General features: G+C 55.6%; 23 protein-coding genes. 17 read left to right on the forward strand and 6 right to left on the reverse strand.

Features of this window, described 5'->3' with window-relative positions; all coding sequences use genetic code 11:
• Nucleotides 1-58: 58 nt before the first annotated feature.
• The 4 genes from HQL52_03280 to HQL52_03295 all read left to right on the forward strand — a co-directional run bounded on the left by HQL52_03280 (nt 59) and on the right by HQL52_03295 (nt 4994).
• Complete coding sequence (locus HQL52_03280; GenBank protein ID MBF0368458.1) at nt 59-1189, forward strand: cytochrome b N-terminal domain-containing protein; 1131 nt, start codon at nt 59-61, stop codon at nt 1187-1189.
• Nucleotides 1190-1458: 269 nt separating this feature from the next.
• Nucleotides 1459-3171, forward strand: coding sequence for a peptidoglycan DD-metalloendopeptidase family protein (locus tag HQL52_03285; GenBank protein ID MBF0368459.1), 1713 nt, complete (start codon nt 1459-1461; stop codon nt 3169-3171).
• A gap of 10 nt (nt 3172-3181) precedes the next feature.
• A complete protein-coding gene (gene prmC / locus HQL52_03290) occupies nt 3182-4057 on the forward strand; it encodes a peptide chain release factor N(5)-glutamine methyltransferase (protein ID MBF0368460.1) in 876 nt (291 codons plus the stop codon).
• The gene (locus tag HQL52_03295) at nt 4050-4994 is read left to right on the forward strand and encodes a metallophosphoesterase family protein (protein ID MBF0368461.1); all 945 of its coding nucleotides are present in this window, start codon (nt 4050-4052) and stop codon (nt 4992-4994) included. The genes prmC and HQL52_03295 overlap by 8 nt, the downstream gene beginning before the upstream one ends.
• A gap of 37 nt (nt 4995-5031) precedes the next feature.
• Here HQL52_03295 and HQL52_03300 read toward each other — a convergent pair whose 3' ends face one another.
• The 3 genes from HQL52_03300 to HQL52_03310 form a co-directional block, all read right to left on the reverse strand.
• Nucleotides 5032-5724 (reverse strand): Abi family protein, encoded by a 693-nt coding sequence (locus HQL52_03300; protein MBF0368462.1) that lies wholly within the window; start codon nt 5722-5724, stop codon nt 5032-5034.
• A 471-nt stretch (nt 5725-6195) separates the two neighbouring features.
• Nucleotides 6196-6816 carry a TSCPD domain-containing protein gene (locus HQL52_03305; protein ID MBF0368463.1) on the reverse strand — a complete coding sequence of 207 codons (621 nt, stop codon included), beginning with the start codon at nt 6814-6816 and terminating at the stop codon, nt 6196-6198.
• 101 nt (nt 6817-6917) lie between these two features.
• Complete coding sequence (locus tag HQL52_03310; GenBank protein MBF0368464.1) at nt 6918-9041, reverse strand: adenosylcobalamin-dependent ribonucleoside-diphosphate reductase; 2124 nt, start codon at nt 9039-9041, stop codon at nt 6918-6920.
• Between the two features lie 683 nt (nt 9042-9724).
• Between HQL52_03310 and ubiE the strand changes: the two genes are divergently transcribed.
• The 9 genes from ubiE (at nt 9725) to HQL52_03355 (ending at nt 20227) form a co-directional block, all read left to right on the forward strand.
• Entirely contained in the window at nt 9725-10471 is a 747-nt protein-coding gene (ubiE, locus tag HQL52_03315; GenBank protein MBF0368465.1) for a bifunctional demethylmenaquinone methyltransferase/2-methoxy-6-polyprenyl-1,4-benzoquinol methylase UbiE, read from the forward strand.
• 1 nt (nt 10472) lies between these two features.
• A complete protein-coding gene (locus tag HQL52_03320; protein ID MBF0368466.1) occupies nt 10473-11201 on the forward strand; it encodes an SCP2 sterol-binding domain-containing protein in 729 nt (242 codons plus the stop codon).
• A 9-nt stretch (nt 11202-11210) separates the two neighbouring features.
• Nucleotides 11211-12860: a 2-polyprenylphenol 6-hydroxylase gene (gene ubiB / locus HQL52_03325; GenBank protein ID MBF0368467.1), complete on the forward strand. Its 1650-nt coding sequence runs from the start codon at nt 11211-11213 to the stop codon at nt 12858-12860.
• Nucleotides 12861-12965: 105 nt separating this feature from the next.
• Complete coding sequence (gene bioB / locus HQL52_03330) at nt 12966-13931, forward strand: biotin synthase BioB (protein ID MBF0368468.1); 966 nt, start codon at nt 12966-12968, stop codon at nt 13929-13931.
• Nucleotides 13932-14062: 131 nt separating this feature from the next.
• Nucleotides 14063-14983: a GGDEF domain-containing protein gene (locus HQL52_03335; GenBank protein MBF0368469.1), complete on the forward strand. Its 921-nt coding sequence runs from the start codon at nt 14063-14065 to the stop codon at nt 14981-14983.
• 2 nt (nt 14984-14985) lie between these two features.
• Nucleotides 14986-15291 (forward strand): hypothetical protein, encoded by a 306-nt coding sequence (locus HQL52_03340; protein MBF0368470.1) that lies wholly within the window; start codon nt 14986-14988, stop codon nt 15289-15291.
• Nucleotides 15292-15521: 230 nt separating this feature from the next.
• On the forward strand, nt 15522-16262 hold the full coding sequence (bioD, locus tag HQL52_03345; GenBank protein ID MBF0368471.1) for a dethiobiotin synthase: 741 nt from the start codon (nt 15522-15524) through the stop codon (nt 16260-16262).
• Nucleotides 16259-17572: an adenosylmethionine--8-amino-7-oxononanoate transaminase gene (gene bioA, locus HQL52_03350; protein ID MBF0368472.1), complete on the forward strand. Its 1314-nt coding sequence runs from the start codon at nt 16259-16261 to the stop codon at nt 17570-17572. Before bioD ends, bioA begins: the two co-directional genes overlap by 4 nt.
• Nucleotides 17573-17854: 282 nt before the next feature.
• Complete coding sequence (locus tag HQL52_03355) at nt 17855-20227, forward strand: response regulator (protein MBF0368473.1); 2373 nt, start codon at nt 17855-17857, stop codon at nt 20225-20227.
• Nucleotides 20228-20598: 371 nt separating this feature from the next.
• Here HQL52_03355 and HQL52_03360 read toward each other — a convergent pair whose 3' ends face one another.
• A complete protein-coding gene (locus HQL52_03360; GenBank protein MBF0368474.1) occupies nt 20599-21192 on the reverse strand; it encodes a hypothetical protein in 594 nt (197 codons plus the stop codon).
• 77 nt (nt 21193-21269) lie between these two features.
• Here HQL52_03360 and HQL52_03365 point away from each other — a divergent pair, with 77 nt between their 5' ends.
• The 4 genes from HQL52_03365 to flhB all read left to right on the forward strand — a co-directional run bounded on the left by HQL52_03365 (nt 21270) and on the right by flhB (nt 25148).
• On the forward strand, nt 21270-22400 hold the full coding sequence (locus HQL52_03365; GenBank protein MBF0368475.1) for an AI-2E family transporter: 1131 nt from the start codon (nt 21270-21272) through the stop codon (nt 22398-22400).
• Between the two features lie 192 nt (nt 22401-22592).
• Nucleotides 22593-22862, forward strand: a complete 270-nt coding sequence (gene fliQ, locus HQL52_03370) for a flagellar biosynthesis protein FliQ (GenBank protein MBF0368476.1) — start codon at nt 22593-22595, stop codon at nt 22860-22862.
• Between the two features lie 18 nt (nt 22863-22880).
• Entirely contained in the window at nt 22881-23678 is a 798-nt protein-coding gene (fliR, locus tag HQL52_03375) for a flagellar biosynthetic protein FliR (GenBank protein ID MBF0368477.1), read from the forward strand.
• A gap of 387 nt (nt 23679-24065) precedes the next feature.
• Complete coding sequence (flhB, locus tag HQL52_03380; GenBank protein ID MBF0368478.1) at nt 24066-25148, forward strand: flagellar biosynthesis protein FlhB; 1083 nt, start codon at nt 24066-24068, stop codon at nt 25146-25148.
• A gap of 149 nt (nt 25149-25297) precedes the next feature.
• Here the strand turns inward: flhB and def are convergent, their stop codons facing one another.
• Together def and HQL52_03390 are read right to left on the reverse strand one after the other, a co-directional pair.
• Nucleotides 25298-25807: a peptide deformylase gene (gene def / locus HQL52_03385; protein MBF0368479.1), complete on the reverse strand. Its 510-nt coding sequence runs from the start codon at nt 25805-25807 to the stop codon at nt 25298-25300.
• A 169-nt stretch (nt 25808-25976) separates the two neighbouring features.
• Nucleotides 25977-26534 carry an ACT domain-containing protein gene (locus HQL52_03390; protein MBF0368480.1) on the reverse strand — a complete coding sequence of 186 codons (558 nt, stop codon included), beginning with the start codon at nt 26532-26534 and terminating at the stop codon, nt 25977-25979.
• Nucleotides 26535-26556: the final 22 nt, after the last annotated feature.

The following is a 26556-nucleotide window of genomic DNA, read 5'->3' on the forward strand; positions in this document are numbered from 1 at the left end:
TTGCTGTTTTTGACATGAAATCGTGTTTTCCCCGCTCATCAGGAGGTCCTTCAGCACCATGAAACCGGAACGTTACCACTGGCGTCACTTTTTTGGGGGCGTCGCCTTCGTCCTGCTCTTTCTCCAATTTGCCACCGGCCTGTTTTTGACGCTCTTTTATGAGCCCAATATCAAAGAGGCCTATGCCAGCGTTCAGTATCTCTATAAGGATTTTCCCGTTGGAGCGTGGTTGCGGGACTCCCATCGCTGGATCGCCCTGTTCATGCTCACCGCCCTGGTGGTGCACATTGTCCGCAGCCTGCTGAGGAAGGATTTTACCCTGCCTGACGGCAAGGTAACCTGGGTGACGGGATCACTCATGATCCTGCCCATCCTGGCTTTTTTGGTCACGGGCTTCATCCTGCCCTGGGAGTGGAAAGGGTATTGGTGGATGGAGATCATACCCAACTATTTTGGGGTGCTCCCGCTGGTGGGTGAAAGTATTAAAAGCTGGTTGATCGACTTTTTCACCATGAACCGTGCCTTTGTCGCCCACGTGCTGATCCTGCCGGTGGTGACTCTGATTCTGGCTGATTTTCATATCCTCATGAAGATGCGCAAGCGTAAGCGGGGGGGTATCACCAACTATCTGTTGCGTCACGGACTCATCACCATCCCCTTTTTCGTGGCCATCGCGGTATTGGCGCTGAAAATTCCCATGCCTACCGAAGATCCCATGGTAATCCCCATGCCCCTGGAAGGAACTTACATTCCGGCCGCAGAGTGGTTCTTCCTGATTTTCCTGGTGCCGTTCATGTATTTCAAGGAGGGTCTCACAGCACCCCTGCTGGGCTTTTATCTGCCCCTCTTTCTCTTTTTGGCGCTGACGCTGCTGCCCTTCTTCTGGAAGAAAAAGAAAGCCGACAAAGAGGAGAGTGGAGAGAGTCAAACCGCCCCCGCCAAAAAGTCGATAGCCGCCAAAATTTTTGCCACCGCCAGCGTGATTTTTGTCACGGGTATCGTGCTGGGGGGGCTCTATTGGGGTAACCATCTCTCACCCACCCTGGGTTGCAACTCCTGCCACAATGTTTATCTCGGCACCCGCATGGGCATCCCACCGGAAACCTATAAGGATCGCCAGAAGATACCGGTCCTGGACGACAATCAATGGATGGTGGAACACTGGTTTTTCCCCCAGGTGGTGTGGTAGATCCCAAACGCTTTTCCTGCAAAATTGTGGGGATTTGAAAGGGGCCACTTGACAATAACCCACAACAATTAATACAGTCTGTCGGTTTTTCATTTGAAGAACTGCGTCATCCTGATATGGCCGATTTCAGAAAAAATGGCTCTCTTGGAAGGCGCACTGAAAAACGGACTGAATCTTGCACAACCACGGAAGGCGGTGTCGACCGGCCAAAAAGAGTCAACGACTTGAAGCCCGAGGACGTTATGCTTTCCGGAAAGAAAAAAAGACAAGTGGCAAACCACGCGATCTACCGTAGCCAAGTCAGAAAAGCCCGGCGGGCCAGGAAGCGCAATGCGCATTTTCTCCTGGTCATGTTTTTGAGCGCTCTGGCACTGATAACGGCTCATCGGGTTTTGGATGCCCATACGGGTAATCCACCAGCGGTTTATCGGACAGCAACCCAGCAGGAATACTTCGATGCCGGTCAGACTGATCTGCAAGAAGATGAGCTGGCAGCGCCCCGCAAGCGCATTGTTTATGAGCGGGTAGGCCGGGGAGATACCTTATCGGTTCTCCTCCAGCGTCATGACGTTCCCATGAAAAGCGTCACGGCTCTGACAAACGCCAGCAAATCAGCCCATGATTTGACACGGCATTTCCGAGTGGGGCAGCTGATTCGCCTGACTTTCGATACGGGCAACAAGCTCACCACCATGGAATATGAGGTGAGCCCCCAGCGGACCCTGGTGATTGCCAGCCAAGGCAATAACCTGTTCGAAGCCCGGATGGAAGCGACCCCCTTTGTGGGGAACACCCGGATTTCACCTTCGGAATCCCCAACCAACCCCATTACGGTCTCTTCGAATCGGGATAAAGAAGAGACCGGCCCCCGGGTGGTGAACGAAACCGTTCGCCCCGGGGATGTGCTGACCGGGGTTCTGGGTCGCCGGAATATTTCCTGGGATACTTCTCTTGCGGTGGCCAAGGCGGCCAAGCCGGTGTTTGATCTGGCCCGCCATCTTCAACCTGGTCGCACCGTGCAGCTGGTCTTTGGTGAGACCGGTCGCCTCAACAGTCTCACCTATCCCTTGGCTGATGATCGTCTGCTCAAAGTGGACCGGCTGGAAAATGGCCGATTCAATGCCCACTTCGAGAAAAAGAACTATGACGTCAAAATCAAGAGTGTCACAGGGGTCATCAACGACTCGCTCTTTTTGACCGCCAAACGGCAGGGTCTCTCCCAGCCGGTGGCCGTCAAACTGGCAGGGCTTTTTGAATGGGACGTGGACTTTGCCCGGGACATTCGAAAAGGGGATCGCTTCACCGTCGTTTTCGAGACCCTTTACCAAAACGGCAAGTTTATCAAAAACGGTGAAATTCTCGCCGCTGAGTTTATCAACAAGGGACACAAGCTTCAGGTGGTGCGCTACACCAACCCCGATGGTCACACCGGCTACTATGACAGCAAGGGGCAGAACATCGAAAAAATGTTTATCCGTGCCCCGGTGGACTTCACCCGCATCTCTTCACGCTTTTCCAGCAAGCGCAAGCATCCGGTCTTTGGCTTCACCCGGGCACATAAGGGTGTTGACTATGCCGCTCCCAAGGGCACCCCGATTCGCTCCTCCGGTAACGGTAAGGTGGTTTTTAAGGGTCGCAAGGGTGGCTTCGGCAATCTGGTCATCATCCGCCACAACTCCAAATACACCACCGCTTACGCCCACATGACCCGCTATGCACGCAATCTCAAGCGGGGCCAGCGGGTAAAACAGGGGCAGGTGATCGGTTATGTGGGTGCGACGGGTGCTGCTACCGGCCCTCACCTCCACTATGAAGTCCGCGTCAACGGCAAGCAGGTCAATCCTCTCTCCATTCAGATGCCGTCCAAGCACTCCATCTCGCCCAAGCACATGAAAGATTTCCGGGCCAGAACCAGAACGCTGCTGGCACAATCCGAGCCTGTCTCCACTGAGATGGCTGCACTTTCCCTGAAAAACAACTAATCCTCGTCGGGTGACTAGCCCAGAGCGCTGGAGCGTCCGACGACTTCTCAATTGGTCCACCCCCTGGCTTGAAAAGCAGGGGGTGGAAAATCCCCGCCTGGACAGTGAACTTCTCCTGGCCCACGCTATCGGGCTCAAACGTTTGGATCTCTTTCTCGATCCCGACCGCCCTCTGATTCCCGCAGAACTCGCCCGATTCAAATCTTTGATCAAACGTCGTGCCCATCGGGAACCCACAGCGCTTATCCTGGGTATTCGGGGTTTTTGGAAACTCGACTTTTTGATTCATCCCGGAGTGTTGATTCCCCGCCCTGAGAGTGAGCGAATCATCGAGGCCGTTCTGGAAAAATTTCCGGATCAAGAGAGCCCTCTCGCCCTCCTGGATATCGGGGTGGGGCCGGGGACGCTGCTCTTCACTCTTCTCAGTGAATATCCCCAGGCGACAGGGGTGGGGTGTGATCTTTCACAAACCGCTTTGGCGTGTGCGCGGGAAAATGGGGAAGCCCTGAAACTTCTTGATCGCACCACCCTTCTCCAGGGTGACCTCACCGCGCCCCTTGATACAAACACCCGTTTTGATCTCATCGTCTCCAATCCCCCCTATATCACCGATAAGGAGATGGCTGATCTGGCTCCGGAAGTGCGGGAGTGGGAACCTCGGGAGGCGTTATGGGGGGGAGAGGATGGTCTGGATCTTTATCGACGGCTCCTGCCCGACGCCCTGCCCTTTCTCAAAGCCCAGGGGGTGATGATGGTGGAGATTGGCCATACCCAGGGGGAAGCGGTCGCCCGGTTGATGACCCAAGCGGGATTTTGTGAGGTGACGATCCTGCTCGATTATGGCCGACGCTCTCGGGTGGTGGTGGGAGTAAAGGGGAATGGCTAGCCCCAACCCTCCCCATCGCCAAGCCTGGATTCAAGGGCGCACCCAACGGGAAAACCAGCTCCTGGCCTCTCCGGGGCATGGTCGGCGCATGCGCTATCGCAAGTTGATTCACGCCTGTAAAGCGCCTCTTACCTGGTTGGGCATCTATCAATGGGGGATGGCCAACGCCCGGAAGGTTCATATCACCTCGCACACCCTCCCCTTTGCCACCCTCCCCACCTCTTTTCAGGGCTATCGGATTTTGCATCTGTCGGATCTGCACTTTGGTATTTTGGCCGGGTTTGGGAAAGAGCTGGCCCGACAGCTCCAGAACCTGGAGGTGGATCTGGTGCTTTTTACCGGCGACCTCAATCACGGCCCCTCTCCAGAAAGCCCGGAGACCCCTCTTGAAACCACCCTGGCTGAAACCCGTTGCCTGCTCGATGTGCTCAACCCCCGGGATGGTTTTGTGGCGGTGATGGGCAATCATGATCGGGCGGCGATGTGGGGGCCACTGGAGGAGATGGGGGTTCGGGTGTTGGTCAACGAAAGCCACACCATCAAACGCCACAGGGACCAAATCCACCTGGTCGGCACCGATGATGTTCACCGCTTTGACACCCCTGAAGCTGAAGCAGCGCTGGTGAAGGCCCCTTCGGGATTTCGCATCGCCCTGGTGCACTCCACGGGTTTGGCTGATGGGGCTGCCCGAGCGGGTTTTGATCTCTATCTGTGTGGCCACAACCATGGGGGGCAGATCTGCCTACCCGGCGGCATCCCTCTGGTGGGTAGCCGCTCCCGCCCCTATGGACGTTGCGCTTCCGGATTTTGGCAGGTGGGTGAGATGACCGGATTTACCAGCCGGGGAGCGGGTGTCGCCTACCCCCCCCTGCGTTTTAACTGTCCCGGGGAGGCGGTGGTTTTGACGTTGGTGGGGGATCAAGAGGGATCACACTAAAATAAACCAAAGCCCCCTCCCCTCCTCGATTCGCTAATTAACGGCAGCCACAGAGCCTGCCCAGGATTTTTTGCAGAAGTGTTTTTCGAAAGGTCTGCTGGAAGTGGCTGGTTTGGTTGACCCACTGAGCTGCTATGGGATCAATCCAGCTGATGATCTCGATGATAAGGCGATGGTCATACTCAAGATCCCGGGAGAGGATCGGTTCGTGGTGGGCGATGCGGTTTCGGAAACGACGGATTCTGTTTAGTGATTTGTGGCATTGTTTTCTTTGTAGTTTTTTGTTTGGAAATGATTGATATAGATAACGATTCCAAAGCACCGCATATTTTGGCCCCAGGAGACCAGTCCAAAACCCAAAAGATAATTCAGCAACGATTCCACCAGGGCTTATAGGCTTATTTTCCCTGGCAAGGGCGTTCCTGGCTTTGTTCAAAGCATTTTTATGATGAGATTGCAGTATTTCCAAAAAAATCGGATCGTCATACCAATCCTGCCGCTGAAAGCCTTTGGCCAGTTGATTTTGGATAGCATTCCGCAATACCACTTCCAACCCCTGGAGCGGTCGATAAAATGCGGCTGAGAGATTGGTATTGTGTTCATAGAGGTGGATGGCTGCCTTCAGATCGCCTCCATTTTGATCCAGATAAGAAGAAAGGCGCTCTGGCGACAAATTCTCTTTGATTCTGGACAGCGTCTCTGGTGATCGGATAAATTTGAGAGATCTCATGCTGTAAGTCCCTGGCCTTATTTTTTTGTTGGAAAGTTCTGATCAATTATGTAATATGTATCTCGTGAACCCCGGCTCACCCACTGCCTAGCATGTGTCCGGGGTAATTTTTTGTCCAAAATTTGTCTGATCAAGCCTGCCATCATCCCCGCTGCATCCCGGTTTCATTCCATATCCTCACAGCATACACCCTTTCAGCCTATCCAGCAGCTGACGCACTGATATGGGGGTTTTTTTCTCGTTTGGAAAATAACATCAGGCAGGTAAAATGATCCCCACACAGTACCTGTAGCCGAATCGTCACCGGATGGTGTGCTTGGTGGCTCAGACCGCCTAGGCTACAGGAACGCCCTTCACCTGCCGACCCAATCCGCCAAATTTTCAGCCGAACCAGACCAGCCGGGCACGTTGTACCGTTATGTGGGAAACCGTTTTGGGAAATTCAGAAGTGTTCTGCTGGATCAGGGGGGATCACCCGCACTTGGAATAGCCGCACTCCAGGCAGGTGTCGCAACCATCGAGCTTGACCACCGCCATCTGGCTGCATTTGGGACACATGGCGCTGCCGGAAAGACCTTCCGCTTGGGCGGCTTGACGTTTGGCTTGTAACTCGGGGGAGACTTCGGGGGGATCGATGATGCCGATTTTGGTGAGATGTTTTTCGATGACGTCGCCGATTTCAGCAACGAGGGAAGGCATATATTTTCCACCGGGCTTGAAATAACCACCCCTGGGGTCAAACACGCTACGCAGCTCCTCCACCAGGAAGGTAGCATCCCCACCGTGGCGAAAAACCGCTGACAAAACCCGGGTCAGGGCCACAATCCAAGAAAAATTTTCCATGTTCTTGGAGTTGATGAAAATTTCGAAGGGACGGCGCTGACCGTTGACCACCACATCGTTGATGGTGACATACAGGGCATGCTCCGATAGAGGGGTTTTGACTTTGTAGGTGGCCCCTTCCAGATCTTCGGGGCGTTGCAGGAGGGGTTGGACAGGGGTTTTCTGGGCAGGCTCGCCGGTCTCCTGGGGCTCCTTTTGGTTGGAAACCACTTCGTAGCCGACGATTTTTTTGCCTATTTTGTTTGCCATCTTTTACCTGCTCCAGGTCAAGATCAAAAGAAAGACCTTGGGGGGAAGGAATTCCCCCCAAATCCCCCCATCTTTTTTTTTAATCGTGTAAAAGCCTTTTTTTACAGCTTGCCGTAGTAGCCCTCTTTGAGCGCATCGTAGAGGTTGGCGGCGGTGTGCATTTCGCCGTCATATTCTACCTCTTCGTTGCCTTTGAGTTCTACTGTCTCGCCACCCTCCAGCGTGAAGCGATAGGTGGTGTTGGCCAGATCCTCCTCCTTGACCAAAACCCCCTGGAAGGCTTCCGGGTTGAAGCGGAAGGTGGTGCACCCCTTCAGGCCCTTTTCATAGGCGTAGAGATAGATCTCCCGAAAGTCGTCATAGGGAAAATCGGTGGGGACATTGATGGTCTTGGAGATGGAAGAGTCGATCCATTTTTGCGCCGCCGCCTGAATATCCACATGGGCCTTGGGGGCAATGGCGTGGCTGTCGAGAAAATAGTCCGGCAGCTGGTTTTGCTCATCCTCGGCATAAGGGTCGGCATCGGGGTTGATCAGGGTCTGGTAAGCCAGCAGCTCGTAGGAGAGGACATCGACCTTTTCCTTGGTCTTTTTATCGGCCCGAATCACGTTGCGGGAATATTTATGGGAAAAGCTGGGTTCAATGCCGTTGGAGGCGTTGTTGCCCAGGGATAGAGAGATGGTGCCGGTGGGGGCGATGGAGGTGTGGTGGGTAAAACGGCACCCCTCCTTGGCAATCCGCTCCCGCAGGGGCAGAGGAAACTGAGCCAGATAGCGGCTGTAACGGGCCATCAATACCTTGCCGGGAATCTCGTCCCCCAAACGAATGCCATGATCCACCATCTCCGGACGCTTGGCCAACATTTGGGCATCCACCGTAAACATCTCTTCCAACACCGGGGCAGAGCCTTTTTCCCGGGCCAAATCAACACCGGTCTCCCAACCGGCAATGGCCATCTCCCGGGCGACCCGTTCCGTGAAAGCCACCGAATCGTCATCGCCATATTTCATGGAGAGCATGGTGCAGGTGGAGCCCAAGCCCAGAAAACCCATACCATGGCGTCGCTTACGCTCGATTTCAGCCGCCTGCTGGGCCAGGGGCAAGCCGTGGATTTCCACTACGTTATCCATCATCCGGGTAAAAATCCGCACCACTTCCCGATATTTGTCCCAATCAAAGGCGGCCCGGGGGGTGAAGGGATCGGTGACAAAACGGGTGAGATTGACGGAACCCAACAGGCAGGCGCCATGGGGGGGCAGAGGCTGCTCACCACAGGGATTGGTGGCCCGGATCTCCTCGCAAAACCAGTTGTTGTTCATCTCATTGACCTTGTCGATGAGAATGAACCCCGGTTCCGCATAGTCGTAGGTGGAGGACATGATCACATCCCACAACCTGCGGGCAGGCATGCGTTTATAGACCCGGCAAGCCACCTCCCCATCGGGATTGGTCCGATAGCCTCTGGTTTCCGGCCAGGGACGGTAGACGATATCGATTGTGGGATCTTCCAGCTCAAAACGATTGGCGGGAAAGAGCAGTTCCCACTCCAGATCGGCCTTGACCGCTTCCATGAAGGGCTCGGTGATCAGGCAGGAGAGATTGAACTGCCGCAGGCGACCATCCTCCCGTTTGGCCCGAACGAAGCCCGCAATATCGGGATGGGCGATGTCGAAGGTGGCCATCTGTGCCCCCCGCCGCCCCCCGGCAGAGGAGATGGTGCGACACATGGCATCGAAAATATCCATGAAAGAGAGGGGGCCGGAAGTGCTGGAACCCGCTCCGGCGACATAAGCGCCTCTGGGCCTGAGGGTCGAAAATTCATAACCGATGCCGCAGCCCGCCTTCAAGGTCAGCCCCGCCTCCCGTACCGAGTTGAGAATCTCCTCCATGGAGTCCCGAACCGTATCCGATACGGTGCAGTTGATGGTGGAGGTGGCGGGCTTGTGGGCCTGGGCGCCAGCGTTGGAGACAATGCGCCCAGCCGGAATGGCCCCTTGTTTGAGCGCCCAGACAAAACGCTCAAACCAGATTTCCCGTTTTCCCGGCTCTTCCACTTCGGCCAAGGCGCGGGCGACCCGGGTGTAGGTCTCCTCCAAGGTCTGGTCCACCGGCTCGCCACTCTTAAACTTCAAGCGGTATTTGGAATCCCAGATATCCCGGGAAGCGGGTTGCAGCTCAATTTCCCGGGTAGGGTGAGACGATATGTTTCTGGCGTGTCCAGACATGGAATGGCTTCCTCGGCGCTTTTTGAGCTTGTTCAATTCTATTTGGGCACCGCACAGGCGACCGGCTGATTTGCGTTGGGTCGTCCAGTCCCCCCCTGGGCACATGGACCGGCTATGTTTGGTATGTTGGCGTAATTCCTGGAGAAATTAAAATATCTTTATAAAACATAATGTTACGATGATTTTTTAATTACTATATATGGGGCACAACGTCTTGTCACGGACTAAGATTTGCTAACCAACTGCACCTGGTAAAAGCAAAGTGACGTAAAGCAGTTGGAAAACAAAAATATATGCGCTAGAGGGCTCAAGAGAAAAAAAAATCTCCTGTATTTTTCGTCAGGAATTCCCACCCAAACAGGGTCCCGACAACCTGGAAGAAGCCCAAAAGGCAAGGGTTCAAAATCAATGATTGCTCCCCTTGGCTCTAACATTTTGGAATCCTGGGAAGAATATATGATTCGCAATTTTATCGGACTCAAAAACGTTTCCCACCCTCCAAAATCCAGCCAAATTCAGCCTGTAAATCCCTCTGAAACCCTGCTCTGATGGGGTATAAACAGGGAAAATTCCGCCAACGGTTCCGTCATGGGCTCTCCTGCCGTAAAATCCCCCCTCGCAGGAGAGAGAGGATAGACTCCCTGGAACCATCACCAAGCAACCGTCGAGGAATGAATACGGCCATGACCGAATCCACCACCCATTTTGGATTCAACGAAATTCCCATCCCCGAAAAGATCCGACGGGTCCGCGAAGTGTTTGACTCGGTCGCGGACAACTATGATCTGATGAACGATCTGATGTCTTTGGGAGTTCACCGCCTCTGGAAACGCTATGCCGCCCATAAATTGCGTTTGAGACCCGGCAACAGGGTGCTGGATGTGGCGGGGGGCACCGGGGATCTCACCCGGTTGATGAGCCAGGCGATGGACGATCAGGGACGGATTGTGGTCTATGATCTCAACGACCGGATGTTGAATGTGGGCCGGGAGCGTCTGACCGATGCGGGGATGGTCTCCGGCATCGACTGGATGCAGGGCAACGCCGAATCCCTCCCCTTTGCCGACAACTCCTTCCATGCGGTGACCATCGGCTTTGGTATTCGCAACGTCACCCGGATTGAAACCGCCTTTCGGGAGATGGTGCGGGTATTGCGCCCCGGGGGCACCCTGATGTGTCTGGAATTTTCCCACCTGACCATTCCCTTTCTGGATCCCCTCTATGAAGCCTACTCCTTCAAGGTGCTTCCGGAGCTGGGTCACTGGGTGGCCAACGACCGGGAGAGTTATCAATATCTGGTGGAATCGATCCGCCGTTTTCCCGACCAGGAGGAGCTGAAAGCTCTGCTGGAAAAATGCGGACTTTTCAAAGTCCACTACCATAATCTTTCTGCGGGTATTGCCGCAGTCCATCTGGGCTATAAGGTGTAACATGCTTCTCAACTGGTTTTCCTCCCCCCTGAAAATGGCCCCCCCACCGGTAGTTGCGGTGATGGTCGGGGTGATTTTAAACCTCTATTTCAAGCGCTATCCGGAGCTTAAGGAGCGCCTGCGGGAGCTGGAAGGCAAGATTTTTCAGTTTGAGGTCGAGGATATCGGCCAATCCTACTTTATGACGGTGGAGCTTAGCGGCGAGGTGCAGGTGCACACCTATGCCGACGAGCCTCCCCATGTCACCATGGCTGGAGATATGAGCGCCTTTCTGGCCCTGCTCTTCAACACCACCGATCCCGACTCCCTGTTTTTTTCCCGACGTCTGAAGCTCTCCGGAGAGACCGATACCGGACTGCAGTTTAAAAATCTGCTCGACAATGCCGAAATCGACTGGGAACGGGAGCTTTCCACCGTGATGGGGGGGCCTGCCGCCCGAACGGTATTGGCCATGGCCGAAAAGGCCCGGGAAGCGGGAGAGAAGAGTGGGGAGTGGTTGACTGACGGGGTGGAGCAGTGGATGGATGATCAGCAGATCCCCAGGAAAAAACGCATCAACAAATTCCGTGAGGCGGCCGAAGAGGTGGCTGATCGGGTGGAACGCCTGGAAGGACGCATCTCCCGGGTCTCCAAAAAATTGAATCTTTCCCAGGCGACCCCGGTATCGGAGGATGAACCAGCCGCCGACGGCCCATCGGTCGACTCCTCTGCCACTTCGTCGGAAGCCTGACGCCCTGCAATGCTGGATACCTACCGCTCTTTTTTCCGCCTGATCGATATCATCTGGATAATCATCAGCCATCGGGTGGAGCCGATCACCGAACGATTTTTTCCGTTGCGCCTGATCTGTTGGATCGTGGGGTTTCTCCCCTCGGTCTACCGGCGGCGCAAGGGCAAAATCTGGGAAGTGCGCGCCCGGGAGGCCCTGGAGAGGTTGGGCCCCACCTTTATCAAATTTGGTCAGGCCCTCTCTACCCGTATGGAATCCCTCCCCGAAGGGGTGGGGCGGGAGATGAAAAAACTCCAGGATGCGGTGCCGCCCTTTCCCTTTGAGGAGGTCAAGCGCATCGTCGAGAAGGATCTGGAAGGGCCTCTGGAGCAGTTTTATCAGGAATTTCAGGAAGTACCGGTCGCCTCCGCCTCCATCGCCCAGGTGCACCGGGCCATCACCCTGGAAGGCCGGGAAGTTGCGGTCAAGGTACAGCGCCCCAAGGTGCAGATGATCGTGGAGCGGGATATTCGTCTGCTCTTTTCCCTGGCCACTTTCATTGAAACCTATATCCCGGATTTTGCCCGTTTTCGAGCGCGCAAAGTAGTAGAGGAGTTTGCCAGCACCATCCGCACCGAGATGAATTTTCAGGTGGAGGCCTCCCGGGCCCAAAGCTTTCGGAAAAATTTTCAGAACGATCCCGAACTCCACGTGCCAGCCGTCTTCTGGACCCGTACCACCCAACGGGTGCTCACCCTGGAATGGATCGATGGGGTGCCCATCGATGAACTTTCCCGGATGACCGACAGCGATCTGGATGTGGAGCGGATCTCCCGCAACATTATCACGGTCTTTTTCAAGCAGGTGTTCCGGGATGGCTATTTTCACGCCGATCAGCACCCGGGCAACATCATGGTGCGTGGGGATGGGACGGTTTCCATTCTCGATTTCGGCATTGTCGGTCGGGTCACCATGCAGACCCGTTTGTGGCTGGCGGAAATTCTGCGGGGCTTTCTCATGCGGGACTACCGCAAGGTGGCCCAGATTCATATCGATGCCGGTTGGGTGCCCATCAAAACCAACCTGGATGAGTTTGAAGACGCTTGCCGTCAGATCGGTGAGCCCATCTTTGGCCAGCCCCTCAAGGAAATTTCCATCGCCAAGCTGCTCTCCCAGCTGTTCAAGGTGACGGAGCGGTTTAACATGGAGGTGCAGCCCCAGCTGCTGCTGCTGCAAAAGACCCTTTTCACCCTGGAAGGGGTGGGACGGGAGATCAATCCCAACCTCAACATGTGGCTCCTCTCCGAACCCCTTATCCGGGATTGGATGGGCAAGCATCTGGGGGTGATGGGGCAGCTGAAAAAGATCGGCGGGGGGGTGGAAGATTTGGCCCGTGCTGCGGAAATCCTGCCCGATTTTATCCATATGGGCATGGATCGCATGGTGCAGGATAAATTTCATGTGCGTCTCCACCCCACCTCTCTGGATGGTGTGGAAGAGCGGATGAATGCCGGCTTTCGCCGTCAATCCGCCACCATTTCCGGGAGCGCCCTGTTCCTGGGGGGAACCATCCTGGCGGCCTCCGGGATCTCCCCCTGGCTATACGGACCGGTTCTTCTGTACGGCTTTTCCAGCATTCTTCAGGGCAAACGCTCCCGCCGCAAAGAACGAAACAATTAACAACAACACACGGTTACATCTCTAAATCAAGCACTCCCCCCCAACACGACCCTTATCAGACATGAAGAGCGTTGAGACGTTATGGACCTGGACTTTTATGATCGCCTGACCCAAACCGCCCTGGCGGGGGAGCCCATCCCCGATGGGGATGCCATGCGGGTTTTGACCGATGAAACCATTGAGCTTTTGCCGCTGCTCCAGGCCGCTTTCAAAGTCCGGGCGCGTTATTTTGGTCGAGGGGTACGGGTGCAGATTCTCAACAACGCCCAAAACGGCTTTTGCCCCGAGGATTGTAACTATTGCGCCCAGGCTGCCAACTCCACCGCCCCCATCCCCAAATTTCGGATGAAATCCGACGCTGAAATCATTGATGAGGCGGGCAAGGCAGCTGAATCGGGGGCTTATCGTTACTGCCTGGTGCTCTCCGGTCGGGGTCCTACCGATGAGCGGGTGGCGCACATGTCGCAACTGGTCACCCGTATCAAGGAGACCCACCCGGTGGAAGTGTGTCTTTCCGCTGGTTTTATCGATCAAAAAATGGCCCGACAGCTCAAAGAAGCAGGGCTTGACCGCTACAACCACAATCTCAACACCTCTGAAAGCCACTATGGGGGCATCTGCACGACCCATCAGTATGCCGATCGGCTGGCCACCCTGGAAGCGGCCCGGGGAGAAGGGCTTGAGGTGTGCAGCGGCATCATCATCGGCATGGGGGAAGCCCCCCAGGAGGTGGTGGAGGTTGCCAGAACCCTGAAGCGCCTGGAAGCCCGCTCCATTCCGGTTAATTTTTATGTCCACGTCCCCGGCGCCAAGCTGGGGGAGGTCAACCAGCTGACACCGGTGTTGTGTCTCAAGACTCTGGCGCTCTTCAGGCTGATGAATCCCGATGCCGAGATTCGTGCCGCGGGTGGTCGGGAAGCCAATCTCCGCTCTCTGGTCTCCCTGGCCCTCTATCCGGCCAACTCCATTTTCAGCGAGGGGTATCTCAATACCGGCGGTGACAGTGTGGATGAAACCCGGCGCATGATTGAGGATGCCGGCTTTTTTGTGGAACGCATCGAAGTGGAGTGATCAAACCCAGCGCTTTGGAGCGAATCAAAAAATTGCGCCGAAACCCGACAATGGAAATGAATGAGCCGATTTTTTGGTGTATGCTCTCTTGGGTGTAACTTTCTCCAAGGGGCGAGAGGACCATTTCTCCCATGACCCTGTCTGGGACCACGACCAAATTTACCACCACTGAACTTCAAGAAGCGCTGGAGTCGGTGCACGATTGCGCCACGGAAAAGCCAGCGGTACTGGTGGTGATCTCCGGTGATTTTAAAAGCTCCATATTTGAGCTTCATCCCGGGGTGGTCACCATCGGTCGCAGTGCGGACAATACCATTTTTTTTGAGTGTGACGGGGTTTCCCGGCACCATCTGCGGGTGGTCATTTCCGAGGATGCCGAAACAGTCACCATGGAGGATCTGGGCTCCCGCAACGGCACCTGGCTCAATAATGCCCGCTTGGACTCCCCCTCCCGGCTGAAAAAAGGGGATATCATCGTCATCGGTCGGACCGCCTTTAAATTTTTACCTTGTGGCGACCCGGAGCGACTGGTTTACGATCGCCTCAGACAAGAGGCCAATCTGGATGGTCTGACCCGCTGTTTCAACAAGAGCTATTTTAATCATGCGGTCGACCTGGAGATGCGGAAATCCAAAAAAACGGGTCATCCTCTCTCGCTGATCATGTTCGATCTGGACCATTTTAAAGCCTTGAACGACGGTCATGGCCATGATGCCGGGGATTATGTCTTGGAGGAGTTGGCGGACATCATCCGTGCCAGGGGAATCCGGGAACAGGATATTTTTTCCCGCTATGGGGGAGAGGAGTTTGTCATCCTGCTGCCCAGAACCCAATTTTCCCAGGCACTGCTGATCGCCGAACGGTTTCGAAAGTTGATTGAGGATCACGATTTTATCTATGATGGCACAAAACTGGCCGTCACAGCGTCGGTGGGGGTGGCAGACTGCCGACCGGATGTGCTGACGGGCTCGGATCTCTTTAAACGGGCCGATGCCGCCATGTATCTATCCAAAATGCGGGGCCGTAACAGAATCAGTTCATATGAGGGTTAAAAATGAAGCGCGGAAAGGGGTTATTGGCTGGCTTGGACACGCTGTTCAGGGGCCGTGGCAAGATCATTTTATACCTGTCGGTTGGGTTGGGGCTGGCTGGATGTTCGGGTGAAACCGGGCAGGAGGCCAGGGGCTCATTTGCCAACGAAACCGAAACAGCTGACCCTTGGCCAGATCAGGATACAGATACAGCCACCAGTAGACCACGATCAGACGTTGAAAAAAGCGACGATACGCTCATCAAGGAAAAGGTCCGCTCCCTCTTCCGGGCGGCGGAATCGGTGGGACTCTCCTCCGACGAAGAGTGATGCCACTCTGTGAGGTGGGATCCCGGGACTCTTCCTGGAAAAAACATCCATCCAGGCCGGCTGGTCAGGCACCATGGCGTTCTCCTCCAAAGCCGTGCCAACCCGCTGAAAAAACCACCTGTGCTGCCGGTTGAGATCGTCCGAATTTCGATCATCCCCCCTTCCGGCAACACCGGGGAGCGAGGGTGTACCCGGGTAAACCTGGGGTAAACCCGGGTCGTGCCGGCTCAATGGGCTTTTTATTTCCAGGGCCTGCCTCGTTATCCAGCTCTCATGGGCTTTGGGTGCCTCTTCCCCCCTCAGTGGCGCTTGCCAGGAGAGAAAGAAGGCTTGTGTTGAAAAACAGAAAGCCAGGCTATTTTGTCACCGGTACCGATACCGGGGTAGGCAAGAGTGTTGCAGCCGCCAAACTCCTGCAACAACTGGATGGGGACTACTGGAAGCCCATCCAGTCGGGTCTCGAAGAGGAGATCGACACCCGGGTGGTCCAACATTTGAGCGGCTTGCCTGACAGCCGTTTTCACCCCTCCACCTACAATCTGACCCAACCCCTCTCTCCCCACGAATCGGCCCGCCGGGACGGTGTTGTCATCGACATGACGGCCTTTGTGCCTCCGACACCCCCACGTCCATTGATCATTGAGGGGGCTGGTGGGGTGATGGTGCCGCTGAACGATTCGGCGATGATGGTGGATCTGATGGTACAGCTGGATTATCCGGTCCTGCTCGTGGCCCGCTCCACCCTCGGCACCATCAACCACACCCTGCTTTCCCTGGCGCTACTCAAAAACCGAGGGGTAACGGTTGCGGGGGTGATCCTCAACGGCCCCCTCAACGCCGCCAACCGGGAGGCGATTGAGCAGTTTGGCCAGGTGTCGGTTGTGATGGAAATCCCCCATCTCACCCCCCTCACCCCCGGCTCTCTTGGGGATTTCAACCCCCCTCTCTCCTTACCTGGACACACCCCATGACCACCCGTCATCCCCTGGTGGCGTTGGATCGCCGCCATGTCTGGCACCCTTTTACCCAGGAGCGCACGGCATCCGATCCCATCCCCATCAGTCATGCCCGGGGCACGGTGCTCCACACCACCGATGGTCGGGAATATCTTGATCTCATCTCCTCCTGGTGGGTGATCACCCATGGCCACGGCCACCCGGCCATTGCTCAAGCCATCGGTGAACAGGCAAAACGTCTGGAGCAGGTGATTTTTGCCGGTTTCACCCACGAACCTGCCGTGCGCCTGGCCGAAGGGCTGATCGCCCGACTGCCTGAGGGGCTCAATCGGGTCTTCTATTCCGACAACGGTTCCACCTCGGTGGAAGTGGCTCTGAAAATGTCGTGCCAGTATTGGCAAAATCGGGGGGAGGCCCGGAAGCGGTTTTTGGCTTTTGAGGGGGGGTATCACGGGGATACGGTGGGGGCGATGTCCATGGGGCAGACTTCCGGATTTTTTGATGCCTTTCGCAACATGCTTTTTCCGGTGGATACCCTCCCCTACCCCACCACCTGGGAGGGGGATGAGCGGATTGAACAGAAGGAAAAAGCGAGTTTGGCAGCGGTGGCGGAATATCTCTCCCGTCATGGTTCGGCGTGTGCGGCGGTGTTGCTGGAGCCTCTCATTCAAGGTGCCGGGGGCATGCGCATGTGTCGCCCGGGCTATCTGGCCAAGCTCGCCGCCCTGGTGAAAGAGGCCGGGGTCTTGCTGATTTTTGACGAAGTGATGACCGGATTTGGCCGAACGGGGGCGCTCTTCGCTTGTGAAAAGGCCGGGGTGATTCCGGATATCATCTGTCTTTCCAAGGGGTTGACAGCGGGTTTCATGCCTCTTTCGGCCACGGTGTGTCAGGAGAGGATCTATGAGGCCTTTTTGGGAGAGGGGTTTGATCGGGCCTTTACCCATGGCCACTCTTTCACGGCCAACCCCCTGGGATGTGCGGCGGCGGTGGCCTCTCTGGCTCTGTTCGAAACCGAAAAGACGCTGCAGCGGGTGGCCCGGATTGAAGAGATCCACCGACAGCGACTGGCAGCCCTCAGCCGGTTTCCCAAAGCGCGTCAGCGGCGGGTGACCGGGGTGGTGGCGGCGTTGGATGTGGCGGCTGGGGATCCGGGTTATCAATCCAAGGTGGGGCCTTGGCTGAAACATTTTTTCCTCGAACAGGGATTGCTGCTGCGCCCCCTGGGCAACGTGGTCTATCTGCTCCCCCCTTACTGCATCACTGAGGCCGAGCTGCATCGGGCCTGGGATGGGGTGGAGGCGGCGTTGAAACAGGTGGCTTGAAGCGGCCCCGACACCAAGCTGTTTTTCTTTTGTTTCCCCCCTGGTAGGGTTGTCTCGGGGGGGGTGTTTTTTTCCATGGAACACCCATTCACCCCCCTCTTCCACCCCTTGCCGGTATTCTCTTTGGTTTGGCCGGGGCCTTGAACCTGCAACCCTATTTTTCGGCAGGCTCAACAGTGCGTCAGCCTATCCTGCCAAAAGGTAGGGGGAAAGTCGGACCATTTTGATTCCATTTTTGCTGAAAACTTAAATATTCAACTGGATTGAATCGGGACGATTGCGATGACAATCAAATCGACCTATCGAATCGGCAGCCTGTTTGCAGTGGTGGTGATGCTCACCATCGGCCTCATTTTGCTTGGGGCCACCGAGCGTATCGGGCGGATGAGTCAGCTGGGTATCGCGGCCGGAGAAATCGTCAAATCCGCAGCCGAACTGGAACATTTGACCCACACCTATCTGATGCATCACGAAAGCCGGGCCAAAACCCAATGGTATGCCCGACACACCACCCTGAAAAATCTTTTCCGCCAAATTCCCCCGGTTCCCGAAGAAGCGCAGGTATTGGGGCGGATTCAAAACCACCATAAAAGCCTTCTCCAACTCTTCGGCCCCCTCACCACTCTCCACGATTTACGGCTAACCCACGGCGGAATCGGACAGGACAGCCTCCAACAGGAGCAGGAAAACCGCCTGACCGGGCAGCTGCTTACCAACCTGGAAGCCATGCTCACCGATGCCTTTCGCCTGGACCACCGCATGCATGCCAATATTCGGGAGGCCCAACAGCTGGCCAACTGGATCGCCCTGGGCTCACTCCTCACCCTCACCGGGGTGGTGGTGCTTTTTTCGTTTTTGGGTCGCAAGGTCTCCCGGGCCATGGGAGAGCTCTGCCAGGGGGTGGAAATCATTGGCCAGGGTGGACTCGACCATCAGATTCCTGTTTTGGCCCGGGATGAAATCGGTCAGGTGGCCCAAGCGTTCAACCAGATGGCAACCCGCCTGAAGAGCATGACGGTCTCCCGGGAAGAGCTGGCCCGGGAGATGGATCAGCGCCGACTGGTGGAGCGGGCTTTGCGCCGGGAGCGGGATCTGGCGCAAAAATATCTGGATGTGGCTGAAGTGATGCTTCTGGTGCTGGATGCCCAGGGGCAGGTGGTGATGATCAACCGCAAAGGGGCCCGGGTTTTGGGCATATCCGAGCAGGCCCTGGTGGGACGCTCCTGGTTTGAAGAACGCATCCCGGAACGGGACCGGGAACACCGGCGTCTTTTATTCAGCAGAAGACTCAAGGGTGAAGGGGATCTGGCCAGCTATGTGGTCAACCCGGTTCTCACCAACCGGGGTGAGGAGCGCACCATTGCCTGGCGTCACATCGTGCTCCGGGATGAAGAGGAGCGGATTATCGGTACCTTGAGTTCCGGAGAGGATATCACCGAACGTCTGCGGGACGATGCGGCACTTCGAGTGGCCAAAAAAGAAGCGGAAGCGGCCAACCACGCCAAGAGCGATTTTTTGGCCACCATGAGCCACGAAATCCGCACCCCCATGAACGGCATATTGGGACTGGTGCAGCTTCTGGAACGCTCCGATCTCAATGACGATCAGCTCAGCCACGTCAGTCAAATTACCCAATGCGGCAAATCTCTGCTCTCTCTGCTGGAGGATATTCTCGATCTGTCCAAAATTGAAGCGGGTATGAGTGAGTTGGCTCTCGATTGGTTCGACATCCGACAGTTGGTGCAGGAAACTGCTGGTTTGGCGGCCCATCAAGCCCAAGCCAAGGGGCTGCTGCTGGAAGCTGAGGTCTCTGAAGAGGTGCCCGAACACCTCAAGGGAGATGACAACCGCCTGCGTCAGATTTTAAATAATCTGCTGAGTAACGGCATCAAGTTTACCCAGAGCGGTGCTGTCACCCTTCGGGTGGAACTCCTGGATGATCAAATGGATGAAAAAGGTCGGATCGCCCTGGTGTTCAGGGTGCGGGATACCGGTTCCGGTATTCCGGAGGGAGTGCGGCCCAAGCTCTTTCAACCCTTTACCCAGCGGGATGTCACCACCGCCCGAAAATTTGGTGGCACAGGGCTTGGGCTCGCCATCTCCAAACATCTGGTGGAGTTGATGGATGGGGATATTTCGGTGGAAAACCCACCGGGTCCAGGGAGTGTATTCCGATTTTCCGCCCGACTTGAGACAGGCACGCCTCCCTCTCCCGAAGCGGAAGAGGCCCCTGAAAATCTGACCAGGGAGAACCTTTCGGTCCTGCTGGTGGAGGATGAGCCGGTCAATCAACTGGTCGCCTCAGGACTTTTGACCCATGAAAGCCACCAGGTCACTCTGGCCAGCCGGGGGGATGAAGCCCTGATTCAGCTTCAGAAGAAAAAATTTGATCTGATTCTGATGGATCTGCACATGCCGGTGATGGATGGCTTGGAGACCACCCGGCGCATCATGAAGATGATCGGAGAGGGGGAGATGGCTGACACCCCCATCGTCGGTCTCACCGCCAACGTCCTGAAAGAGACCCTGGCCCGCTGCCGGGAGCTGGGGATGGTGGAGGTGGTGGCCAAACCCTTTGAGGTGGAAGCCTTGAATCGGGTGTTGCAGCGCATCGTGATCCGGCCTCCTGGAAACCAGGCAGCTGGGAAGGCGTAGGCTCGGTTGTGGGAGATTAAACGGTCGGATTGAGTGAGGGTTGAGCTTGATTCAACGATGGGTGGCATCACAAGGGTAGCGCAGCGGATTCAGCACGGCCACGCCCCCTTGCCGCCATCCATCCAACCAACACATTTCGGCAAGAAGCCCCGGAACCACTCTTCCCAAAGCCCAACTCAAAGCCAATGAGTCGAGGGATCCCGGGGCCAACCCTGCTCACCATCCAAAAGGATGATGGGGCCGGCAGGGTATTCGGTCAATCCAATGTTTCTGACCTATCCATCCATCTTATTCGACTTCCCTTGGAGGCCCGATCCAAAGCATGCGACCCCCGTTTTTGTTACCGGATGAAGCTCAAATTTTTTGGCTCTCTAGTTGGCAGCCAGGGGCAAAAAGACCACATCCTGCATCAAATCCTTCTGCTTGGTGAGGCTCTCGACCCGCCGCAAGGATTCGCCCATGCGCTCCCGCACATCATTGACCTGCTCCTGAATCTGGGCCTTCTTTTCAGCTTCCATGGCCAGCACGGATTCCATCTCCCGAATCACCGGGGTCTGGGCTGTCAGGGTGTTGAGATAATCCAACCGCTTGTCTTCGGTGGAAATTTCCGGATTTTCCAGGGAAAAGGCTTGCACCTCCCGGTAGGCTTCCTTGGCCTCGGCCACCGGCTTTTTGGCCCGCTCCAAGGCCCGTTCAGCGGCCGCCACCACCCGATCCTGAGCCGTCATCTCTTCCAGAATCGGCTTCAGCTTGGAATCTTCGGCATCATAATCCTTGCTCGCCAGATCAATCCGGGATTGCAGCTCGCCAATCTGCTGATTCATCTCCTGGGAGGTGACCGCATAGGACCAGTAGGAGGGCAATCCATGGGCTCGAATCGCCGAAGGCACTGCCAGGGCCATCACGCCAGCCAGAAAAATAATGGAGACCCGCCCCACACGTACCCGTTTTATGCTCTTAGCCATCTTTTCACACCTCCCAATCCATCTTCCGGTCTGTAACCGATATAAAAACCGGTCAGACCCATGATATGCTGTTTTCCATGGAGAGCCCCGAACCATCAGATACCGCCCTTCCCTTTGAGGAGGGTTTCCTGATCAGCCTGCTGACCCTGGCGTTCATCGGTCTGCTCTGGCTCTTTCAGCCCTTTTTGCCCGGCCTCTTTCTCGCCTTGCTCCTGGCCTCTTCCACCTACCCCCTCTATCTGGGGCTTCAGAAACGCCTGAATATCTCTTCGGACGTCGCGGCCATTTCCATGACCGTTTTGATGTTTTTTTTGGTTATTTCCCCTGTGGTCTATCTTCTGATTGCCACCGGAGTGCGGCTGGCCCGGGCGGTGGCGGAGCTTAAAAACTGGCTGTCGGGATTTGGCAGCGTCGAAGTACTTCTCGTTGATCTGCGGGATAAAATGGCCCATCTGCCGATTCCAAATGAGCTTCAGGAATTTCTCCTGGAGCAGGCTGGGGCCCACGCCGGTGATCTGGGGGAAAAAATAGCGGGGATACTGCTTTTTCTCTTCAGAGGTGTGACCGACAACAGCCTGGCTTTCGTCTCCTCCCTGATTTTAATCACCTTCGCCCTCTTTTTTTACTATCGGGATGGGGCCAAAATTGTCGAGCGGATCAAGCACCTCACCCCCCTGGCCAACCATTTGGACGATATCATCCTCTATCGCTTCGAAGCATTGGCCACGGTGTTGACCCTCTCCACGGTGAGTATCGCCCTCCTCCAGGGGCTCTCCCTCTCCCTGGTGACCGCTTTTATGGGTCTGCCCTGGTTTTATCTGGGTGTAGCCATTGCCGTGGCCTCCTTCATCCCGGTGGTGGGGGGGTTGATCGTCTGGGGGCCACTGGCCTATTGGCTCTACTGGAAAGGGGAGGTGGGGAGTGCTGTTTTCATTACCTTTTGGGGAGCGGTGGTGATCGGCTTTGTGGTGGATAATCTGGTCCGCCCCATCCTGATCAAAAAACTCTCCGGGATGCGTTCCCAATCCGATACCGGGGGAGATCTGGATGTCTTGAGCCACACCCTGCTGACGGTACTGGCCACCTTTGGCGGGCTCATCAGTTTTGGCATTCTGGGGCTTTTTTTCGGACCGATGATCGCTGCCATGGCCATCACCATCTTTGACGTTTATGAATTAAAACACGGCCATCACCTGGACCGATCCTGAAAAGAGGGCAAGCGAAAGAGCAGAAGAGCGTTTTACAGAAGTGAAAGAAGAGAGGTCACCATTTCAGCCAACACCCCCAGCTCACCCCCCCTGGCGCGCATTTTACAGCCTGGTTGGACCATTTTCCGTGGAAAAGTCGGACATTTACGCTACAATCACCATTGAATCCAACCCCCTGGAGGGAATCTCACCATGCCGGTGGAAACGGTCATCGAACTGGTCATCAACGCCCTCAAGCTCGCCTTGATCATCTCAGCTCCCATGCTGCTTACGGCGCTGACCGTGGGTATTCTCATCTCCCTGTTTCAGTCGGTCACTCAGATCCAGGAGATGACCCTCACCTTTATTCCCAAAATTTTGGCCACCTTCCTGGCCCTCACCTTGACCCTTCCCTGGATGATCCGCACCTTCATGGATTATTTCCAAACCCTCTTCCAGTCCATCCCCCGGGTGCTGGGTTAAATCAGCCGGGAGCGGGCCATGGATCCCATCGCCTTAATGGATTTTTTGGGTTTTTCCACCGGCGAAATCGAACGGATGATGCTGATTGCGGCCCGGCTCACGGGTCTTTTTCTCACAGCCCCCTTCTTTTCCCGCAATGTCGGCCCCATGCGGGTTCGGGTGGTACTGCTTTTGTCCCTCACCCTGGTACTCTATCCCCTGGTTCCCCCTTGGCCCCAGGAAGGTACAGGGGAATTGGGACCGATCTTTTTTGCGGTCATCGGTGAAATTTTTATCGGTACCGTCATCGGCATGTTGGCCCACTGGGCGCTGGTTTCGGTGCAGGTGGCGGGGGGCATCATGGGATTTCAGATGGGGCTTTCCATGGCCCAGGTGATGGATCCCACCTCCGGCATGCAGGAGGGTGTGCTCTCCAACCTGCTCTATCTCACGGTATTGATGATTTTTTTAAGCATCGATGGCCACCATCTGCTTTTGGAGGGAATTGCCCACAGTTTTACAACTCTGCCCATAGGGGGTGGGCTGCCGAGAATCGATACCATTTTGGAAAGTGGCGTGACAGCCATGGGGCAGCTTTTCGTGATCGCCATTTTAATCTCCGCTCCGGTGATTGCCGCCACCAAGCTCCTCTATCTGGGTATGGGGCTCATCAACCGCGCCTCCCCCCAGGTGCAGGTCTTTTTTCTGGCGATGCCGGTGGCGCAAATGTTGGGTTTTTTGGTGATGGGGCTCACCATGACCATTTTCGGCCAGGTGCTGATCCGGGAGATGGAGGGATTTATCCGGGCGGCCTTCAAGTTGGGGGGCATCTCCTAGGGTTCCCGGCAAATAGGATTCCTGGCAAAACCGCGCAACACCCCTATGATGTGAGCAGTCCGGAAAGCTTTTTTATCGACTTTTTATAGCCATTCGAATCAAGAATTGGACATATGCCGTTGCACTTTTTTCGTCATTCCCGCGAATGCGGGAATCCAGGGCGTCTGGCGCGAAACTTTCCAAATATTGCTTCACTTTCAACAAAATACCGACCTTGCTGAAGATTCGGTTTTTCCTTGAGGGTCATGATTATCTCTCTGGATCCCCGCCTTCGCGGGGATGACGAGTCAGAGAAGAGTGTCCAATTCTGAGGTAGACCTACTATAATCATTTGGATTCAACCCCCGGGAGGCATTTTACCTCTCATTTCCAGGGTATGACCTCGTCATGGCCGAAGATACCGACAAGGATTCAAAAACAGAGGAGCCCACCGGCAAGCGGCTGGGGGATGCCCGCAACAAAGGGCAGGTGGCCACTTCCCGGGAGGTGGGGACCGCATTTCTGTTTTTGGCGGCGACCGGGCTTTTCTATTTTCAGGGCCGCTCTCTTTGGAACGCCTTACAGGAAAAGCTGCGCTTTTTTTTGGGCGGGGCGATCAGCAACGAGCTGACCGAATATGGGGTGGTGCTGCTGCTTCAGGATCTGGTCAAGGCGGTGGTGCTGGATCTGGCGCCTTTTTTTATCGTCTTCGTAGTGATGGCGTTGATGGGCTCGATTCTGCAAAACGGTTTTATGATCAGCTTTGAAGCCCTCAAGCCCAAATTTTCCAAGCTCAACCCCATCACCGGCTTCAAGCGGCTTTTTTCCATGCGCTCCCTGGTGGAACTGCTCAAATCCATCATGAAGATGACGGTGATTTCCCTGGCGGTGTGGTATGCCCTCAAGGATAGCTCCGATAAAATTTTGGGGCTTGCCGCCACCTCTCTCGAAGATATGATCACCTTCATGGCCGACGACATCATCCAGGTGATGTGGTTGGTTACTTTGGCTTTTATTTTTCTGGCCCTGATCGATTTTATCTATCAGAAATTTGAATATATCAAAGGCCTGCGCATGTCCAAGCAGGAGGTCAAGGACGAACAGAAACAGATGGAAGGTGACCCTCTGATCAAGGGCCGCATCCGTCAGATTCAACGGGAGATGGCCCAGCGACGCATGATGGATGAAGTCCCCCAGGCGGATGTGGTGCTCACCAACCCGACCCACTATTCGGTGGCCTTGCGCTATACCGCCGGAGAGATGAGTGCCCCCAAGGTGGTGGCCAAGGGGACCGGACATATCGCTTTGCGGATTCGGGAGTTGGCGAAAGAAAACGGGGTACCGTTGGTGGAAAATCCCCCCTTGGCCCGCAACCTTTATCAGGGTGTGGATCTGGATCAGGCGATTCCGGCGGAATATTTTAAGGCGGTCGCCGAGGTGCTGGCTTATGTCTTCAGTCTGAAGCGGGCCGGTCAAGCCCACGCCAGGTGAGGATAGGGCGTGCCGGAATTCCGGCTCTTCTCTGATATTTGCCGGGAGATTGACAGGTCAGTCGCTGACGGATTGACGGATTGATGACTGAATCAGGGCTGGATCAGTGGCTGGATCAGGACTGAATCAATGGCTGGGGAATGGACCCCTTAGCGGTAGCGCTTGCGCTTAAAAAGATCCGCCTTTCGACTGACAATTCGATCCAAAAACAGTTTTCCCTGGAGATGATCCATTTCGTGTTGCACCACCCGGGCCTCAAAATCACGCATCCCCAGGGCATGCTCTCGACCATCCCGATCCTGAAACTGAACCGAAATATCTGTAGCGCGTATCACATTCGCGGTATAGTCGGGGAGTGAAAGACACCCCTCCCGCCCCACCTCCAGGCCGTTCCAGGTGAGGATGGCCGGATTGATAAGCACCAACTCTCCGTGATGCGCCTTGGGGGGTTTGCGGGCCAGGCCACAGTTGATCACCACCAGCTGGATCAAGTGACCCACCTGGGGTGCGGCAACCCCCACACAGGCGGGAGCCACCTGCATGGTCTCCAGGATGTCATCAATAAAGACTTGCAGATCGGGATCTTGAAAATCGGCCACATCTTGGCAGGTTTCCCGAAGACGCTTGTCAGGATAGGTGAGGATAGGTAGTGCTGGCATATTTTTTGCTTAACAATGCTGTAAGGACAGTCGTGACATCAAAACCGCCAAGCCAACCCCCGGATATCCGAATATCAAGTCACAAGGGACCATCCAGGGTGGGGTGACAGCGTATTGGCGACTGACCGATTTGGGTCAAAAGGGGAACGGTCACAACGCCCCACGGTGGTTAAAGCTCGAACACATTTGCAGCTCTGACGGAAACATCCACATCGATTTCCCGGCCCAGGGCGTCGAGACGCTCCTTAAGCCCTGTCAGATCGGTCAATCCTTCGGCTTCAATCACCATGGAATAGACCGGTCGCCCGGATGCTCCGGCCACCTGGGTGTGAAGATCGTGAATGTTGCCCCCCTCCTCTTCCAGGATTTGGGTCACCCGATAAACGATCCCCGGCTGATCGGCCCCGAGCACGCTGATGATACACTCCTCACCGATGGTCTCCTGGTCGGTTGGAGCAGGGGTGGGACCAGTTTCTTCCCCGGGAAGATCCTGAAGCGTGACGTTGAGGGCCATGGCACGCACAATATCAGTAAATTTTTCCTCAAGGAGAGGAGTGGTTAAACCCTCTGGCAGGCGCAACACCAGCATGATGGTAAACTCTCCCCGCAAGCGGGTCATGCTGGAATCTTCAATGTTGCAGCCGGTTTCGAAGAGCAATTTGGCTACTTGAGCCACGATGCCGGGCTGATCTCGACCGGCCAGAGTCAACAGTGCGAATTGGTTCATGGTGGATTTTGTGCCTTTTTTG

It is taken from the genome of Magnetococcales bacterium, assembly GCA_015232395.1.
Classification (GTDB): Bacteria; Pseudomonadota; Magnetococcia; order Magnetococcales; family JADFZT01; genus JADFZT01.